Origin of the sequence: Streptosporangium sp. NPDC000239 (assembly GCF_040300765.1) — a bacterium.
GTDB lineage: Bacteria > Actinomycetota > Actinomycetes > Streptosporangiales > Streptosporangiaceae > Streptosporangium.
In genome coordinates this window covers 135,778-152,510 of the sequence record NZ_JBEPEI010000021.1, presented here as the reverse complement: position 1 = coordinate 152,510, position 16,733 = coordinate 135,778, and the positions used below count along the sequence as shown (strand labels likewise).

Genomic DNA, 16,733 nt, shown 5'->3' with positions numbered 1-16,733 from the left:
GGCCAGTACGGCGATCAGCTGCAGTTCGGCGGCAGGCACTGCGTCGACACGTTCGTCGAAGCCGTCACCGCGCTGGCGTGCTTGTCGTGGATGCCGGGCGGAGTGACCTTCGCCGGGCTGCACTTCTGCGTCCGCCACGAGGAGTGTCACACCGCTGCCGCTGAGTCTGCAGGGAGGCGCTGATGGCCCAGCTCACCTATTACGTTGCGCCTTGGGACCGTGACGACAACGACGACCCGGCCTGGACGCCGGCGCCGGAGGATGTCCACACCCTCAGGTACGGCTACAACCTGGCCGACTTGCAGCGCCTCACCAGGTTCTCGATGGGCCGCACCTTCGGCGGCAGCCTCGACTACCACACCCGGCACGAAGTCGCCTGGTCAGCGATCACTGAAGCTCTCTACGCCGCAGACCAGCCTCCTGAGCCTGGTGAGCTGATCGCTGCCGGGCAAGCAGCGATCGCCGAGCACCTCCGTATCGACATGCGCCACCACGGTCGTAGCCTCCGCTACGCCAGCGGCCAGGCGCCCCGGTTCGCGGCCTACTGGACCGGCCTCGGCAGGCACACGCCCTCACCTGAAGAGCGGGTAGTGGATGCCACGGCGCTGTGGCAGATCTGGCCCCGCCTGACCGACCGGCACCGTGAGGCCCTGCTGGCGCTCGCCGCTCACGACGACTACCGGGCGGCAGCGGAAGCGCTCGGCGTCACCCCGGCCACCTTCAGAGTGCTGGTCAGCAAAGCCCGCCGCACCTTTTTCGCGCTATGGCACGAGGGCGAGCAGCCGTCTCGGGTCTGGGGGACCGACCGGCGAGTCGGCTCGTACGCAGATCCCTCCGAACGAGGGGGAGGTAAACGCGGCCCGGTCACCCGCGTCGCAGCCCGGCGCACAGGGCGACCCGTGCACGAACTCGTCCACGGCACGGCATCCACCTACAGCAACCACGGCTGCCGATGCGGCCCCTGCACCCAGGCCGCAGCCCAGAAAGCTCAACGAGGCCGCCGGGCCAGAGGCGTCCAAACCCGGCGCCGCATCACGGTCAGCCAACTCGCCGACATCCGCCGCCGCCAGGCCGCTGGCGAACCCCTGACCGTGATCGCTCGCGAGGTCGGATTCTCCGACGGCTACCTGTCGCGTCTCGTCCGAGGAATCCTCCAGCCTGCCCCAGACCCCGAGGCGGAGGTGACGCCATGATCCACACCGGGTACACCCGCAGCAGCCCCCGGCCCCGCGGAGACCACCATGCCCTGGATCTCGCGCTGCTCCACCTGCAGGAGCCCCGCCGTGCTGATCGTCACCGGCAGAGTCCCCGGCCGGACGCTGTACGCCGCCCTGAGCTGCACGATGTGCGCGCCGAAGCACCGGACGCGAGCGCAGGAAGCCGGGCCCGTCACGGAGGAACCGTACGGGCAGCCCGAGGAGCGGGAGCCGGAGCAGGCCGCCCTGTTCTGACCGCCGCAGAGCCCACACCACCGCCAGGAGCTCTCCCCGGCATGGCCGCGCACCGAAGACAGGCCCCGCTCCGGACCGAAACGACCCACTAGATCAACTGGAGCACCGAACGTGGCATTCAGCCGCAGGCCTCATCGCAAGAAGATGAGGCCCGCACGATTCGCCAGCCTCCGACTGGAGGTTTACCGGCGCGACGGCTTCGCGTGCCGGACATGCGGATGGGCCCCTCCCGTTCCGCAGGGGTACGACGGCAGCTTCGCCCTCTTCACCGTCGAGGAACGCCCTCCGAAGCGTGCGCAGATCCGCCCCCGCCAGGTGACTCGGCAGCTGGAACTCGACCACATCACCCCGTACTCCAAGGGCGGCAGCACGACCCTGAACAACCTTCAGGCTCTGTGCTCGCCCTGCAACAGCCGCAAGGGAGCGAAGCTCTGATGGCATGGGCCCGCGTTGACGACGCCTTCGACGACCACGAGAAAGTGCTCGCCCTGCTCGACATGGACCAAGGGGTTGCGGCGGTCGGCCTGTGGACGCTGTGCCTGACCTACGCCCACCGCAACACCCGTAAGAAGGGCAAGGTCCCCGGCTTCATCCCCACCACCCTGCCCCGCCGCTTCGCCGGCGCCGACGGCAAGGACCTGGCCTCCCTCCTCGTTCACGTCAGGCTCTGGGACCAGGTCGACGACGGGTGGATGATCCACGACTTCGCCGAGTACCTCCCCGACAAGGAGGTGAGCGCCGCGAGGTCGGCGGCCGGAAAAAAAGGAGCGGCCGCACGCTGGGGAAATAGGCAAATGGATGGCAATTTGCCATCGGGCGATGGCAAAAGCCATGGCAAACCGATGGCAACCCATGCCGAGCAGGGCGGCGAAGGGCCTACTGGCCCCCCTCGTGCACCCTCTTCTCCGGCAGGTGAAGGGGGTGATTGGCAAACCGATGGCTCGTTGCCATCCGGCGATGGCAATTTGCCATCCACTTGCCATGAATCCGATGGCAAACCCGTAGCAAACGATGGCTCGCGCGCGGGCGCGCGCTGGGAACGGGTTGATGTACGTACTACGGTGCTAAACCCCAATCCCAGTCCCGAGCCCGTTCCGCCTTCGGCGGGCACGGCTCCGCCGCGCCGCGCGCCCGCCCCGCCCGGTGCCGCCGACGAACACCCCGCCGCCGCCGTCACCGCGCAGACCCTCGTCGCCGAATACATCGACACCTGCCGCCACCGGCCCCCCAGCGACGTCCTTGGCCAACTCGGCAAACGCGTCAAGCAGCTGCTCGACGACGGCATCCCGCCCGACGCAGTCCGCGACGGCATGACCGCCTGGGCCGCCAAGGGCCTCAGCCCCAGCACGCTGCCCGCCGTGGTCAACGAGGTCATGAACGCCAACCCCCGCCCGGCCCAGCCCGGCAAATCCCGCAACGCCCAGATCCTCGACGCCGCCATGGAACGCGCCCTCGCCGCCGAAGCCGCCATGGCCGCCCGCACCGACCCCGTGAGAGGAGAACTCGCCTCATGACCCCCACCGAAGCCGTCCGCTTCGTCCGCCACGTCGGCCGCCTCTGGCCCCAGCAACGCCTCGAAGACGGCACCCCCGACGCCTGGTACGCCGCCGCCCTCAAGGACATCAACCCCGACGACGCAGCCGAAGCCGTCGACCGGCTGGTGAAACTCCACCCCTTCACCTCGCTCGCCGAGATCGTGAGCGAGGTCCGCCGCATCCGGGAGGAGCGCATCGCCCGCCACCCGGTCCCCACACCGCCCGCCGAGCTCGCCGACAACGCCCACGCCTACAAGGCCCGGCTGGCGGCCTCCATCGAGCGTCTCGCCAACGGCGCGCACATCCCCAGAGCGGCGATCGCGACCGGCACCGGCGCCCCACCCACCCCCGAGTACACCCAGGCCCGCGGCGCCGACCGCGACCCGCTCCGCGTCGCCGCCAACCAGGTCCCGTGCCCCTGGCAGCCTTGCCGGGCCGCCGTCGGCCAGTCCTGCGTCAACGCCGCCGGACGCCGCCTGCCCGGAGCCCCCGCCCACGAAGGGCGCCTGGTTGATGCCGGGCTCGCCGAGTGGCGCGACGTCAACGGCGTGCGCCGCGCCGTCCTCCTCGGAGCGACGCCGTGAGCACCGCCGACCTCGACCAGCTGGCCGACCGCATGCTCTGGCCTGCCACCCGCCTCATCGCCGCCGTCCACGACCGCGACGACCGCGCCTCCCACGACGTGCTGAACCGCCTCGGGCTCGTCGAGCTGCGCGCGCTCGCCGTCGTTCTCGCCGCCCTGGTGCCGGACGACCAGGCCCTCACCACGCTCGCCGACTGGACCCGCGGCGCACCGCCCGTCTCCGAACGGCAGGCCGCCGAGCACCGGGCCGCCCTGGAGGCCGAACTGGCGGATGCCGCGGCGCGGAGGCGAGTGGCATGACCCGCGCCGCCGTCCTCGACCAGCCCGCGCTCTGGGACGAACCCGCCGAGCCCGCATGCCCGCCGCGCCGCCCCACCCACACACCCCGGCCCCGCCGGACCCGGGAGAGCCAGGCGCTCGACTGCGAACCCGCGTGCCTCACCTGCGGGAAGGCCGAGGGTCGAGGGCTGTGCTCACCGAGATGCTCGGTCGTCTGCGTCCACGTCGCCCAAGCCGACCTGGTGGAGGTGTGCCTCGTCACCGTCCACGTCGTCGCGCGGGTCGTCGTCGGCATCCACGGATTCGAGCCCGGCAGGAAGCTCGCCGTCGTGACGTGCCCGTTCTGCGAGCGGCTCCACTGGCACGCCGCCCAGTACGGCAGGCGCTACCGGGTCGCCTCCTGCGGACGGCCGTACATCGTCACCCTGCCGCGCCCCCACATTGGCCCCCAGGAGGCGCTGAGAGCCACGGAGACAGGCGGAACCGCGTCGCGCACGCAACGGGCCACCCCCGAGCCTCAACGAGGCTCACAGGCCACCGCAGCCGCGCGAGGCGCAGCAGCCGCACGCGCCGCACTCGCCCGCCACACCACCCGCCTCACGCCCGCCTGACCCCGACCAGCACCACGGAGCACCATGAGCCTGCCCTGCCCCGTCCCGACCTGCACCCGCACCATGCCCGGCAACCTCACCGTCTGCCGGGCCTGCTCCACCGGCCTGCTCCGAGATCTCACTGACGTGCCCTCACTCGACCTGCACCTGGACCTGGCCCTCACCCGGCAGGCCAAACTCGGCACGTCCGGCGGCCGGGCCGAGGCCTCCGACGAGATCGACCCCGAGATCGGACTCACCCTCCGGCGAACCCCGCTGCCGTGGGACCAGCGGGCCCGCGAGGCCAGGGACGTCCTGCGGAGCGCGCTCGTCGGGTGGGTCCGCGTGCTCCTGGCCGACGACGAGCGACCCGGGCCGACCTGCCAGGCCTGCGACCACCCGAGCTGCGTGTGGATCGCCGCCAGCCGCACCCCCGCCGACACGCTGCCCGCACTCGCCCGGTGGCTCATCCGGCAGCGGCGCGCGCTCCTCGCCCACCCGGCCGTCGAAGAGGCCGTCGACGAGCTGGCGGACGCCGTACGGCAGGCCAGGCGTGCCATCGACCGGCCGGCGGACCGTGTCTACGCCGGGCCGTGCAACCAGTGCGGCCAAGACCTTCTCGCATCGCCTGGCGCACGCGCCGTCACCTGTCGGACCTGCGAGCTGGAGTACGACATCCACGGCAGGCAGAAGTGGATGCGCGAGCACATCAAGGACCAACTCGCCCACTCCACCGCCATGAGCGGCATGCTCCACCAACTCGGCGTGGACGTGCCCGCCTCGACCATCCGGTACTGGGGGCAAGGGCGCCGACTACCCTCCCGTGGCACCGACCAGCGCGGGCGCCCCCTCTACCGGGTAGGCGACGTCCTCGAATTGAACGCTCAGCGACTTGCCCGCTCTGCTCACCATCAGTAACCTGTGATCAGCTACGACACGAAGGCCCGCCAAGTGCGGGCCTTTCGCATGAGAACGGCACCCGTGATCGCCACATCGCACCCGCTCACTATCGTCCCCATCCTCGACGAGGACGACGTCATGCTGCTGCCCGCGATGTGGCCGGTGCGGCTCACGCCGGACGAACGGCGAGCGCTGGCAAGAGAACTGCTCGACCTCGACGAGCCCTGACCTCAGACGCGCACCCCTGGCGGGAGTGCGCCCGGCTCCGCACCCAGGCCCCCAACCGTGGCTGCGTGAGCCCCGCGGCCCGGCCCCGGCGACTGAGGAGCGCTGTGGGCCGGGCCGCCTCTCACCCACCGATCGTCAGCGCGAGCGGCTGAGCGACCTGCTCGGCGGTGTACTGCAAGCGCCCGCGGTGACTGACCTCGACGCCGTAGAAGCGATGGCCACCCGGGACGTCAGGGACGTTGAAGAGGAAGACGCACCCGTTGTGTCGATCCCACGACCCGTACGCCAGCCGCCCCAGCGCGATCGTGGTCGACGAGGCGTCTGTCACCACGACCTGCGCGCCCTCCTGGATGTCGGAGTAGCCACCGCGGGTGGAGCACCTGACCTCGTCCATCGTCGTGACGGCGGAGAAGTCCGCGACGGTTACCGTCCCGCTCACCGTCAGAGCGGCAGGCTGAGCAGGTGGCGGTGGCGACTGGCCACAGGCGGAGAGCAAGACCAAGGCGACCAGGGCGACGTATCGAGCGGGCGTTCTCACAGCCGGTACATCGAAGCACCAGGGCCCAGGGTTTCAGGGGCGCCCTATCGAACCGGGCGGGCTGTTCATCCCGGGGCCACATCGCCGGGGACGCACGAGGCGCCCGGCCCGTGCTCGCTCAACCTCTCAGCCACGAGGGTGCAGGAGGTGCGCGATGCCCCTGCGGGAGTGCCTCACCTGCCGGGGGCTACATCGGGGGACCGGGCCACGCTGCGGCCCCTGCACCACCCAGCAGGACCGAGCACGCGACGCAGCACGCGGAACCACCACCGAGCGCGGACTCGGGTGGTCCCACCAGCAGGCAGCCAAGCTCGTCCTCACAGACGCCACAACGTGCGCGATCTGCGGACTCCCACCGACCGAGGACAACCCGCTGACCGCAGGCCACATCATCGCCCGCGTCGACGGCGGAACGAACGAGCTGGACAACTACCAACCCGAGTGTCAGCGCTGCAACTACGGCAAGCGTCAGCATGGACGCTGACGCTCATCGGATCAACGTCCGCGGCGATCCGAAGCGGTTCAGCGGACCGCCGCGGCCCTGAGGGGCGGCCACCCCCACCCCAGGGTCCCGCCCCCGCTCCACCCACCCGCCAGCCGCCCACCCGTCCCGCACGGCAGGACGTGTGGTCGCTCACCAACGCTCGCGTCGAGCCAGCGAGCACGAGCGCTTCGCCCGTTGAGCCGAGAGCGGATCGCAAGATCACGATCGACTCTCCGAACCATGCGAAAGCGGACATACACACCCAGGGAGTACCCCCAGGGGGGTGGGGCGGTCACGTAAGCCAGAGCAGCGCGACCTGACCCGTGTTTCGTGCTTGCACTTTTATCGTCGAAATTCTCGATTCCGGGCCGGGGGTGACTTATGGCACCCGCCGGTCGCCCGCCCGTCCCCAACGAGATCAAGCGCCGCCGCGGGACCGCCCGCCCCGACCGGACACCAGACGTGGCGACCGTGGTCGCCCTGCCGATGGCCGACGGCATCCCCGAACCGCCCGCCGACTTCGGCCTGGAAGCGCGGCGGCTGTGGGAGCGGATCTGGCAGGACGGCGTCACCTGGATCTCACCCAAGAGCGACGCGGAGGCGGCTGAGCAGGCGTGCCGCCTGGCCGACGATGTCGCGATCGCCCGCGACCGGTACCGGGCGACCCGGGAGCCGGCCGACGGCCGGATGGTGGCGACCTTCCACCGGGAGCTCGCCGCGGCGCTCGGCGCCCTGGGGTTCGACCCGGCGTCCCGGACCCGGCTCGGCGTGGCCGAGGTGACCAGAGTGTCGAAGCTGGAGGCGCTGCGTGCCCAGAAGCAGCGTTGAAGGGTGGCCGCCGCGGTGGCTGACGCCGGTCCCGGCCGCCGACGTGAAGCGGGGCGACGGTGAGCACTGCGCCGACTTCATCGAGGCGCTGTGCCGGGTGACGAAGGACAGCGTGGCGGGTGGCGCCGGGTCGGCGATCGCCCTGCGGGGCTGGCAGCGGCAGGTCCTGGGGCATCTGCTCGCGCGCCGGCCGGACGGCCGATACCGGCACCGCCAGGCGCTCATCGGGGTCGCCCGCAAGAACGGCAAGAGCGCGCTCGGTGCGGGCCTGGCCTTGTACGGGCTGGTGATGGGCCCCGAGGGCGGCGAGGTCTACTCCTGCGCGGGCGAGAAGGAGCAGGCCCGGATCGTGTTCGGCACCGCGCGCCGCATGGTGGAGATGGAGCCGGAGCTCGCCGATATCTGCAAGTGCTACCGGGACGCGATCGAGGTCCCGGCGACCGGGTCGGTGTATCGGGTCCTGTCGGCGGAGGCCTTCACCAAGGAGGGCCTGAACCCGACGACGGTCCTGTTCGACGAGGTCCACGTGCAGCCCACCCGTGAGCTGTGGGACGTGATGGCGCTGGCCATGGGCGCCCGGGTCGAGCCGCTCATGGTCGGGATCACCACGGCGGGCGTGCGGACGGACTCCACCGGGTCGGACTCGCTGTGTTACGGCCTGTACCAGTACGGCAAGCGGGTCGCCGCGGGTGAGGTCGACGACCCATCGTTCCTGATGGCGTGGTGGGAGCCGGGCGACGCGGCGGCCGACCACCGAGGCCAGGACACCTGGCGGCAGGCCAACCCCGGCTACGGCGACCTGGTGGCGGCTGAGGACTTCGCCGCGGCGGTGTTGCGCACCCCGGAGGCGGAGTTCCGCACCAAGCGCTGCAACCAGTGGGTTTCCACGGCGAAGGCGTGGTTGCCGACCGGTACCTGGGCGGCGTGCGCCGATGAGCGGCCGATCCCCGACGGCGCCGAGGTGGTTCTCGGATTCGACGGCAGCTTCTCCAACGACAGCACGGCCCTGGTGGTGGTGGAGGTGGGCGACGTGCCGCACATCGACGTCGCGGCGTGCTGGGAACGCCCGCCGGAGGCGGGTCAGGACTGGCGGGTGCCGATCGCCGACGTGGAGGACGCGATCCGGGAGGCGTGCCGCCGGTGGAGTGTGCGGGAGATCTGCTGCGACCCCTACCGGTGGTCGCGCACCTACCAGATCCTCGAAGACGAGGGGCTGCCGATCGTGGAGTTCCCGCAGAGCCCTGCCCGCATGGTGCCGGCCACCCAGCGGATGTATGAGGCGGTCGTGAATCGGCAGGTCACGCACTCGGGAGACCCCAGGCTGGCGCGGCACTTCGACAACTGCACGATCAAGACGGACCAGCGGGGCAGCCGGATCATGAAGGACGCCCGCAACAGCCCTCGGAAGATCGACCTGGCCATCGCCGCCGTGATGGCGCTGTGGCGGGCGTGCGCCCCGGTCGAGGATGGGGCCGAGCCATGGGCAGCGTGGGTGTGAGGAGGACGCGGTGGTGACCCTGAACATCCCAGTCGAGCGGGTGGCCGAGCAGGCTCGTGGTTATGACCCGGCGCGGTTCTTCCTGCTGTGCCTGGCGGCGCTGCCGCTCGCGCTCGGCTGGACGGCTCGCGCGGTGTGGTTCGTGGCGTCGTTCGCGGTCGCAGCGGTCAGGGTCGGCTGGGAGTCGGGCCCTGCGGGAGCGTCGGATGAACGCGGCAGGGGTGCGCGGCGCTGATGAGTGTTCTGGAGCGGATCGCCAACGCTCGGGGCCGCCCTGCGGCGCGGTCGATCACGACAATCGACGAGTACGCCCTGGCGGTCAGCCAGTTCATGTACGGCGGGGCGCTGTACGGCGGCGGAGTGCAGCAGACGATCGCCGGGCAGGCCGAGCGGATCACGGTCGACCTGGCCGGGTTGGCGTCGGCGGCGTACGCCGCGCACGGGCCGGTGTTCGCGCTGATGGCCGTGCGGATGCGCGTGTTCTCCTCGGTGCGGCTGGTCTGGCAGCAGGTGCGTGGCGGCAACGGCCGGCCTGGAAAGTTCTTCGGGAACTCCGATCTGTCGCTGCTGGAGACGCCCTGGGTGGGCGGGACCACCCAGGATCTGCTCACCGCCATGATCGTGGACCTGGACCTGACAGGTAATTCGTACTTCACCCGGGTTGGTGGCGAGCTGGTGAGGCTGCGGCCCGACTGGGTGAGCATCGTGCTGGAGCCGCGCCAGTTCCGTGGCGGCACCCTTGGCTATCGCCGGATCGGCTACCTGTACCAGGAGGGCGGCCTCGGCTACGGGGACGGTGGCGGAATCCCGCTGCTGCCGGACGAGGTGTGCCACTTCACGATGGAGCCGGACCCGCTGGCCACCTACCGCGGTATGTCGTGGCTGACGCCGGTCCTGCGGGAGCTGCAGAACGACAAGCTCATGCAGGTCCATCAGCGGAAGTTCTTCGAGAACGGCGCGACGCCGAACATGGTCATCAGCTTGGACGCCGCGGTGAAGCCCGACATGATGGAGCGCTTCGTCGCGAAGTTCCGGGAGCGGCACGAGGGTGTGGAGAACGCCTACAGAACGTTGATGGTGGGCGGCGGCGCCGACGTGACCGTGGTCGGCGCCAACTTCGACCAGATGGCGTTCACTGGGGTCCAAGGTCGGGGCGAGACCAGACTGGCGGCCGCCGCCGGCGTCCCGGTGACGATCGTCGGCTTCTCCGAGGGCTTGCAGGGGTCAAGTCTGAACGCCGGCAACTTCGGCCAGGCGCGCAGGCAGTTCGCCGACGGCACCATGCATGCACTGTGGTCTTCGGCCGCTGGGAGTCTGCAGCAGATCGTCTCTCCGCCTCCGGGTGCTCGGCTGTGGTTCGACACCAGGGATGTGCCGTTCCTTCGCGAGGACGCCAAGGACGCCGCCGAGATCCAGCAGATCCGGGCCGCCACCATCAGGACGCTGGGAGATGCGGGCTACACCTCGGACTCGGTCAAGGCGGCCGTGGAGGCCGACGACATGTCGCTGCTGGAGCACAGCGGCCTGTACTCCGTGCAGCTGCAGCCGCCCGGAACGAGCACGGCGCCGGCCATCGGTGCTGGCGACGAAGGAGGCACCGGATGAGCCTCGACGAGGAGAGGACGAGGACGTGAGCGCACGCGAGGGACTGCTCAGGTCGGTTCCGTTCGAGATCGTCCGCGCCGAAGGCGACGACACCGACGACGGCCTGACTCTGCACGGCTACGCGGCCGTTTTCGGCCAGGCGACCCGCATCGACTCATGGGAGGGCATGTTCGACGAGTCGATCAGGAAAGGCGCCTTCCGTAAGAGCATCCGGGAGCGGACACCGGTCCTGCAGTTTGACCATGGCCATCACCCCCTCATCGGCTCCATCCCCATCGGCGCCATCCATGACCTGCGCGAGGACGATCAGGGCTTGGCGGTCTCCGCTCGCCTGTCGGACAACTGGCTCGTCGAGCCGGTCCGTCAGGCGATCGCCGAGGGCTCCATCGACGGCATGAGCTTCCGCTTCACGGTGATCCGTGAGGAGTGGCGCGACGTCAACGGCAAACTCGTCAGAGAGGACGAGCTTGGCCGCCTGCTCTGGGACCCAGGCGAGCGCGGCCCCCTTCAGAGGGAGCTGATCGAGCTGCGGGTCGCCGAACTCGGGCCAGTGGTCTTTCCTGCCTACGCGGGCACCAGTGTGGGTGTGCGCGCCCGTGAGGTCGCTGAGCTGATCGGCCGTGACCGGGTCCTGGCGCACGAGGTGCGCGCGTCGCTGGCCCGCGAGACGATTCCCCGCCCGGCCTCCGGCATCGAGGACCTGGGCGACCCGGACACCCGCCGTGAGGTGGCCCGCGCCATCCTCTTCGGCGACCAGGCTTCGGACGCGCCGCCCGATGATGGGCACCCGTCCGCCCCTGAGCCCCGCCAACGCGCGGGGCTTCTTCATGACGAGGGCGCGCCGCTCCCTGACGAGCACCCGCCGACGTCTCCCGACGCGCCGCCCCCCGGTGGGCACCCGTCGGCGCCCCCACCGAATGCCGACCGGCTCCGAGGCCAGATCCGCGAGATCGCGGGCCTGATGGCGGAGCGGCTGGCGACCATTCCGAAGGAGACGTAGTGGAGCTGTCCCACCAGCAGGCGGTGATCCGCCTGAAGGACATCAAGGCCGAGCTGGAGCGGCTCGGCGAGAAGCCGGAGCTCACCGCCGAAGACGAGCAGACCTTCGACGAGCTCACCCGCGAGTTCGCCGAGGTCGACAACCACCGCCGCCAGCTGGAGCGCAAGAGCGCGCTGGAGCGGGTGCGGGCTGCGGCCACCGCGACCGAGCGCGGCCCGGCCGCCCTGAAAATCGAGCGCGGCACGCCGTACGGCGCCGACGGGTACGACGCCGACCCGATCCTGCACCCCGACAGCGTCGACGACCTGAGGTTCCGCAACCCGTGGGACCTGTCAGACGTTCGGACCTGGGGGCGCAGCAAGGAGGAGGTCGGTGCCGAACTGCGCGCCCGCGCTCTGTGCGCCATCACCAAGATGCGCGGCGCGAACGACGCGATCCGGTCGACCGCCACGGACATCCTGGAGCGGTTCGACGACGAGGCGGGCAGCATCGCCCGCATGTGCCTGGCCACGAGCTCGCCGGAGTACCTGAGGGCCTGGAGCAAGATGGCCCGCGGCCTCGGCCACATGATCACCCCGGAGGAGCAGCGTGCCCTGGAGCGCGCGATGAGCCTCACGGACTCGGCCGGGGGGTATCTCGTCCCCTTCCAGCTCGACCCGACCATCATCCTCACCTCCAGCGGATCCAAGAGCGACATCCGCCGGGCGGCCCGCAACGTGGTCGCCACCGGCGACGTGTGGCACGGCGTCAGCGCGGGCGAGGTGACCTGGCGGTGGGCGGCCGAGGGCACCGAGGCGGGGGACAACTCGCCGACCTTTGACCAGCCCACGGTCCAGATCCACAAGGCCGACGGCTTCGTCCCGATCAGCATCGAGGCCCTGAGCGACGAGGCCAACGTCACCACGGAGGTCGGCCGGCTGCTCGCGGCGGGCAAGGACACGCTGGAGGCGGCGGCGTTCGCCACCGGCGACGGGTCCGGCAAGCCGACCGGCATCGTGACCGCTCTGGCGGGTGGTGCCAGTGAGGTGGCGCCCACCACGCCGGAGACGTTCGCGGCAGCCGACATCTACAAGATGGAGGAGTCACTGCCCGCCCGCTACCGGTCGATGGCCTCCTGGGTGGCCAACAAGAGGATCTACAACCTCATCAGGCAGTTCGACACCAGCGGCGGCGCGCAGCTGTGGGAGCGCATCGGCAACGGCCAGCCGAACGAGCTGCTGGGCTACCCGGCCCTGGAAGCCGAGGACATGGACGGCACGTGGAACACCTCCGCGACCGCGAACAACTACATCGCCGTCTTCGGCGACCTGTCCAACTACGTCATCGCCGACAGGATCGGCATGAGCGTGGAGTTCCTGCCGCACCTGGTCGGCGCCAACCGTCGGCCGACCGGCCAGCGCGGCTGGTACGCCTGGTACCGCGTCGGGGCCGACTCGGTCCACGACGGCGGGATGCGTCTGCTGAACCTGGCCACGACCGCCTGATCTGCGAAAGCGGTGCGGGCGGCCGGGAGGTCGCCCGCCCGCCGGGAGGAAATCTGATGATCAAGCGCAGTACCTCCTCGTTCGCCGCCGTGGTGGACGGTGTGCCGAGGGTCGTTCCGGTCGGCCACCTGGTCGAGGACGGCGACCCGTTGCTGGTCGGCCGTGAGCATCTGTTCGAGCCCGTGGAGACGCACCTGGCTCGGCGGGAACCGGCCGTTGAGCAGGCCACCGCGGCACCGGGCGAGCGCCGCTCGATCAGCGGTGTACGGCCCGGCCGCGCTCGCGGCAAGGCGTCCGAGGGTAAGGGCGAGACCGGTAAGGAGGCGGAGGAGTGAGGCGAACCGTCTACAACAGCGTCAAGGTCGTGCAGGTGATCGCTCCGGGCGCGCAGCGTACGAACGGCGCGGTGAACGGTACGGCCGTGGATCGGCTCCAGGCGGGCGTGTGGTTCAGGTCGGCGATGATCGTGGTCCACAGTGGCGCGATCACCGATGGGACGCACACGGTGACCGTCGAGGAGTCCGACAACGGCACCGACTGGACCGCCGTAGCCACTGCCGATCTTCAGGGCGCGCCGCCGGCCATTGGCGGGTCCGACGACAACAAGTTGTGGGAGATCGGCTACGTCGGCTCCAAGCGGTACATCCGCCCGGTGCTCACCACGGCCACCGCGACAACCGGCGGGTACGTGGACGCGCTGGTTCTGCTCGGCGTGAGGCCGGTTCAGAGGCCGTAGGGCCACAAGGTCGTGGGGCCGCCGGCGCGAGCGGCGGCCCCGCCATCTCACTACAGGAGTTCCATGTCTGATCCGTACCTGGTCGCTGGCCCTGCCACCATGGCGGGCATCCTGCACTCCCCTCCCCAGGATCTCTTCACGGAGTGGCTGGCCGCCGAAGAGATCGACCGGACCCGGGGCCCCAGACTCACGGTGTGGCCTGACCGCAGCGCTTCGTACGAGGTGTGGGACCTCGACGAGGAAGGCGCTCGCCTGGAGACAACCCACCCCGAGTCCCTTACCGTCGCGACGCTGCCCCCGATCAGCGGCGCTCCCGCCTGAGAGGTGATCCGCGGTGCCGTTCAACGACCTCGGCAAGAACAAGGCCCTCGACGGGCTCGACGAATCCGTATCTGGCGCCATCACCCACATCGGCGTCGGCAACCTGACCGACCCGGGAACGGGCACGAACTACGCGGGCACCGAGGCGACCGGCGGATCCCCAGCGTACGCCCGGCAGGCGGTCACGTGGGGCGCGGCCTCCGGCGGCCAGAAGGCCAACAGCGGTGCGCTGACATTCGACGTACCCGCGGGCAGCTACGGCTTCCTGCTGCTGTTCAATGCGAGCTCGGGCAACACGAACACCTACCTTGGCTACCTGCCGCTCAACGGGTCGGTGAAGGGCTTCTTCAGCGTGGACACCACGCTGACGAACGACCAGCTCTTGTCCGTCGCGCACGGGCTGGCCGACGGCGACAGGGTGCAGCTGTTCAACGTCTTCTCCGAGTCGCTGCCGACGGGCCTCACAGAAGGCACCGTCTACTACGTCGTCGGGTCGACCACGAACACCTTCAAGGTGAGCGCCACCTTCGGCGGGTCGGCGGTGGACATCACCGCGGTCGGCGGTGGTGAAGGTTTCTTCCAGAGGGTCGTCCCCGAGGTCTTCGGCTCGCAGGGGCAGATCACGGTGGCCATCGGCGCCCTGGTCCTGGACGCCACCGGCATCTGAACCCGGTAGGGGAAGGGGCGCGGTATGGCCACCCGGCGCAATCTCTGCACCAATCCTGCGCTGTCGGTGGACGCCACTGGGTGGGGCGGAGGTGCCGCACCGACCCGTACGGCGGTCACCGGATTTGTCCGGCCCTGGGCCGCCGAGTACGCAAGCGGGACCTTCGCCTCCAGTGCGGCGACTTCCACTGGGGCGGTCACGGTGGGCGCGACCTACACGGTGTCGGCCTACGCGCGGAGCAATACTTTCCAGGTCAATTCGGGCAGCATCTACATCGAGTGGATCAACGGCTCTGGCACCGGCTTCGGCTACCCAGCCGCGAGCTGGTCCGCCCCTTTCAACACGGTGACGCGCATCAGCGTCACGGCTGTCGCCCCTGAAGGCGCCGTCGCGGCTCGCGTCATCATCGATGGCATCAATTTCCCGATCAGCCCGGGGGATTTCACCGCCGTCTTGATCGAAGAGGCCGGGACCCTTGACGCCTACTTCGATGGCGACTCCGCTGGTGCATCGTGGGATGGCACTGCGGGATTGTCGTCCAGCACGCTGACGGACACGTCGGCGTCCGCCGTCACCGCCTACGGGGGCTTCACACTCGCCGGGGCGGCGGGGGCGCGGAAAGCCGCTCCCATCATCGGCCGGGCGGCCGTGAGCATCGCGGGCGCGAGCGCCACCCGCAAGGTCGCCCCCATGATCGGGGTGACGGGCGCGGTCCTGGCCGGCTCCGGAGTGGTTCGCAAGGTCACCGTGGCGGCAGGCGCGCCCTACGTGCTGCTGAGCGGCCGTCACGCGCAGGCGATCAGCCGGGCCGTGGCCGGCATCTCCTCTCTGGCCGCGGTCGGCCGGGGCGTCGCCGCGAAGGTCTCCCGCGTCGCCGACCTGGCGCCGCTGGCCATCGCTGGTTCTGCGTCGGCGCGGCACGTCGCGGCGCCGTCGAGCGTCGGTGGCGTCGCGCTGACGGGCGCCGCGGCGAATGGGCATCGGGCGACGTCGGCAAGTTCGGCCGGTTTTCTCTTGGCGGGGGCTGGGGCGCCGCGCCGGGTCGCCGGGGCGGCCGGGCGCGGAGTGCTGCTGCTGGCCGCCCGCATGGATCTCACGGTCGGGCTCGCGCCTGCTCGTCTCACATCCGGGTCTCGCCCGCTGGCGTCCTTCCGAGGAGGGGTCGAGTGACTTACGCGTTCGGTGCCGCCGTACGGCTCACGCAGGAGGTGCGTGTCGGCGGGGTGCTGACGACGCCCGCGTCGATCGCGCTTTCCGTGATGCTCCCGGACGGCACCGTCACTCCACTGTCGCCGGTCGCCGACGGCGTCGGCCTGTACCACTACGACTACGCGCCGACGCAGGCCGGGCAGCACATCGCCCGGTGGGTGACGACGGGCCCAGCAGGCTCCGACGAGGAGACCTTCGATGTCGCGGCTCAGTGGAGCGAGGCGGGGTTCGTCTCGGTAGCGGACGCGAAGGCGCACATGCGCAAGACGACGACCGAGGACGACGACCAGCTGCAGGCCTTCGTGGTCACCGCCTGCCAGATGATCACTGACCGGATGGGCCAGGTCACCCCGGCCACCTTCACCCACGACGTCACCCGGTACAGCAACACGATCATCCTCCCGAAGCGTCCGGTCATCGCGGTCACCACGGTGGAGCGGCTCCCCGGGGGTGAGGTGCTCCCGGCGGCCGATGGGGTGGCCGGGACGGCGGGCTGGTGGCTGGACGGCTCGGAGGGCGTGCTGCGGCACACCGGCAGCTTCGGCGGTCGGGTGCGGGTCACCTACCGGGCGGGTCGCACACCGCTGCCGCCCAACTTTCGGATGGCCGCCCTCGAGCTGGTCGCGCACCTGTGGCGGGGGTCGCAGCACAACCAGGCCGGCAGCAGGCCCGCGCTCGGCGAGACGGACGCCATCACGGCGTCCGTCAGGCCATTTGCCATGCCTTTCAGGGTGATGGAGCTGCTGGGCCTGAAAAAGCACCAGGAGCACGACGAGCCGCTGGTCGGCTGAGAGGGG

The 16,733-nt window shown here is 70.6% G+C and carries 24 protein-coding genes; 23 read left to right on the top strand and 1 reads right to left on the bottom strand.

What is annotated here, in order from left to right:
- The 10 genes from ABT340_RS35940 to ABT340_RS35895 form a co-directional block, all read left to right on the top strand.
- Nucleotides 1-183 (top strand): hypothetical protein (locus ABT340_RS35940; protein ID WP_352015370.1); only part of this gene is annotated, 183 nt, incomplete at its 5' end.
- Entirely contained in the window at nucleotides 183-1,193 is a 1,011-nt protein-coding gene (locus ABT340_RS35935) for an RNA polymerase sigma factor (RefSeq protein WP_352015369.1), read from the top strand. The genes ABT340_RS35940 and ABT340_RS35935, both read left to right, overlap by 1 nt.
- Nucleotides 1,194-1,241: 48 nt before the next feature.
- The gene (locus ABT340_RS35930; protein WP_352015368.1) at nucleotides 1,242-1,451 is read left to right on the top strand and encodes a hypothetical protein; all 210 of its coding nucleotides are present in this window, start codon (nucleotides 1,242-1,244) and stop codon (nucleotides 1,449-1,451) included.
- Between the two features lie 144 nt (nucleotides 1,452-1,595).
- Nucleotides 1,596-1,886, top strand: a complete 291-nt coding sequence (locus tag ABT340_RS35925; RefSeq protein WP_352015367.1) for an HNH endonuclease — start codon at nucleotides 1,596-1,598, stop codon at nucleotides 1,884-1,886.
- Complete coding sequence (locus ABT340_RS35920) at nucleotides 1,847-2,965, top strand: hypothetical protein (protein ID WP_352015366.1); 1,119 nt, start codon at nucleotides 1,847-1,849, stop codon at nucleotides 2,963-2,965. The genes ABT340_RS35925 and ABT340_RS35920 overlap by 40 nt, the downstream gene beginning before the upstream one ends.
- Complete coding sequence (locus ABT340_RS35915) at nucleotides 2,962-3,570, top strand: zinc finger domain-containing protein (protein WP_352015365.1); 609 nt, start codon at nucleotides 2,962-2,964, stop codon at nucleotides 3,568-3,570. Before ABT340_RS35920 ends, ABT340_RS35915 begins: the two co-directional genes overlap by 4 nt.
- Complete coding sequence (locus tag ABT340_RS35910) at nucleotides 3,567-3,869, top strand: hypothetical protein (protein WP_352015364.1); 303 nt, start codon at nucleotides 3,567-3,569, stop codon at nucleotides 3,867-3,869. The genes ABT340_RS35915 and ABT340_RS35910 overlap by 4 nt, the downstream gene beginning before the upstream one ends.
- A complete protein-coding gene (locus ABT340_RS35905; protein ID WP_352015363.1) occupies nucleotides 3,866-4,459 on the top strand; it encodes a hypothetical protein in 594 nt (197 codons plus the stop codon). The genes ABT340_RS35910 and ABT340_RS35905 overlap by 4 nt, the downstream gene beginning before the upstream one ends.
- A gap of 24 nt (nucleotides 4,460-4,483) precedes the next feature.
- On the top strand, nucleotides 4,484-5,356 hold the full coding sequence (locus tag ABT340_RS35900) for a hypothetical protein (protein ID WP_352015362.1): 873 nt from the start codon (nucleotides 4,484-4,486) through the stop codon (nucleotides 5,354-5,356).
- Between the two features lie 63 nt (nucleotides 5,357-5,419).
- Nucleotides 5,420-5,566 carry a hypothetical protein gene (locus ABT340_RS35895; RefSeq protein ID WP_352015361.1) on the top strand — a complete coding sequence of 49 codons (147 nt, stop codon included), beginning with the start codon at nucleotides 5,420-5,422 and terminating at the stop codon, nucleotides 5,564-5,566.
- A gap of 121 nt (nucleotides 5,567-5,687) precedes the next feature.
- Here the strand turns inward: ABT340_RS35895 and ABT340_RS35890 are convergent, their stop codons facing one another.
- Entirely contained in the window at nucleotides 5,688-6,005 is a 318-nt protein-coding gene (locus tag ABT340_RS35890; protein WP_352015360.1) for a hypothetical protein, read from the bottom strand.
- Between the two features lie 253 nt (nucleotides 6,006-6,258).
- Here ABT340_RS35890 and ABT340_RS35885 point away from each other — a divergent pair, with 253 nt between their 5' ends.
- The 13 genes from ABT340_RS35885 (at nucleotide 6,259) to ABT340_RS35825 (ending at nucleotide 16,727) form a co-directional block, all read left to right on the top strand.
- Nucleotides 6,259-6,588, top strand: coding sequence for an HNH endonuclease (locus ABT340_RS35885; protein WP_352015359.1), 330 nt, complete (start codon nucleotides 6,259-6,261; stop codon nucleotides 6,586-6,588).
- Between the two features lie 381 nt (nucleotides 6,589-6,969).
- Nucleotides 6,970-7,416 carry a hypothetical protein gene (locus tag ABT340_RS35880; protein WP_352015358.1) on the top strand — a complete coding sequence of 149 codons (447 nt, stop codon included), beginning with the start codon at nucleotides 6,970-6,972 and terminating at the stop codon, nucleotides 7,414-7,416.
- On the top strand, nucleotides 7,397-8,914 hold the full coding sequence (locus ABT340_RS35875) for a terminase large subunit domain-containing protein (RefSeq protein ID WP_352015357.1): 1,518 nt from the start codon (nucleotides 7,397-7,399) through the stop codon (nucleotides 8,912-8,914). Before ABT340_RS35880 ends, ABT340_RS35875 begins: the two co-directional genes overlap by 20 nt.
- A 13-nt stretch (nucleotides 8,915-8,927) precedes the next feature.
- Nucleotides 8,928-9,149 carry a hypothetical protein gene (locus ABT340_RS35870; RefSeq protein ID WP_352015356.1) on the top strand — a complete coding sequence of 74 codons (222 nt, stop codon included), beginning with the start codon at nucleotides 8,928-8,930 and terminating at the stop codon, nucleotides 9,147-9,149.
- On the top strand, nucleotides 9,149-10,519 hold the full coding sequence (locus ABT340_RS35865) for a phage portal protein (protein ID WP_352015355.1): 1,371 nt from the start codon (nucleotides 9,149-9,151) through the stop codon (nucleotides 10,517-10,519). Before ABT340_RS35870 ends, ABT340_RS35865 begins: the two co-directional genes overlap by 1 nt.
- Before the next feature lie 25 nt (nucleotides 10,520-10,544).
- Nucleotides 10,545-11,519 carry an HK97 family phage prohead protease gene (locus ABT340_RS35860; RefSeq protein ID WP_352015354.1) on the top strand — a complete coding sequence of 325 codons (975 nt, stop codon included), beginning with the start codon at nucleotides 10,545-10,547 and terminating at the stop codon, nucleotides 11,517-11,519.
- A complete protein-coding gene (locus ABT340_RS35855) occupies nucleotides 11,519-13,003 on the top strand; it encodes a phage major capsid protein (RefSeq protein ID WP_352015353.1) in 1,485 nt (494 codons plus the stop codon). Before ABT340_RS35860 ends, ABT340_RS35855 begins: the two co-directional genes overlap by 1 nt.
- A gap of 56 nt (nucleotides 13,004-13,059) precedes the next feature.
- Entirely contained in the window at nucleotides 13,060-13,338 is a 279-nt protein-coding gene (locus ABT340_RS35850) for a hypothetical protein (RefSeq protein WP_352015352.1), read from the top strand.
- Nucleotides 13,335-13,739, top strand: a complete 405-nt coding sequence (locus ABT340_RS35845) for a hypothetical protein (RefSeq protein ID WP_352015351.1) — start codon at nucleotides 13,335-13,337, stop codon at nucleotides 13,737-13,739. Before ABT340_RS35850 ends, ABT340_RS35845 begins: the two co-directional genes overlap by 4 nt.
- Nucleotides 13,740-13,802: 63 nt before the next feature.
- On the top strand, nucleotides 13,803-14,060 hold the full coding sequence (locus ABT340_RS35840) for a hypothetical protein (RefSeq protein ID WP_352015350.1): 258 nt from the start codon (nucleotides 13,803-13,805) through the stop codon (nucleotides 14,058-14,060).
- Between the two features lie 13 nt (nucleotides 14,061-14,073).
- The gene (locus tag ABT340_RS35835) at nucleotides 14,074-14,727 is read left to right on the top strand and encodes a hypothetical protein (RefSeq protein WP_352015349.1); all 654 of its coding nucleotides are present in this window, start codon (nucleotides 14,074-14,076) and stop codon (nucleotides 14,725-14,727) included.
- 24 nt (nucleotides 14,728-14,751) lie between these two features.
- Nucleotides 14,752-15,897 carry a hypothetical protein gene (locus ABT340_RS35830; protein ID WP_352015348.1) on the top strand — a complete coding sequence of 382 codons (1,146 nt, stop codon included), beginning with the start codon at nucleotides 14,752-14,754 and terminating at the stop codon, nucleotides 15,895-15,897.
- On the top strand, nucleotides 15,894-16,727 hold the full coding sequence (locus ABT340_RS35825; protein ID WP_352015347.1) for a head-tail connector protein: 834 nt from the start codon (nucleotides 15,894-15,896) through the stop codon (nucleotides 16,725-16,727). Before ABT340_RS35830 ends, ABT340_RS35825 begins: the two co-directional genes overlap by 4 nt.
- Nucleotides 16,728-16,733 lie beyond the last annotated feature (6 nt).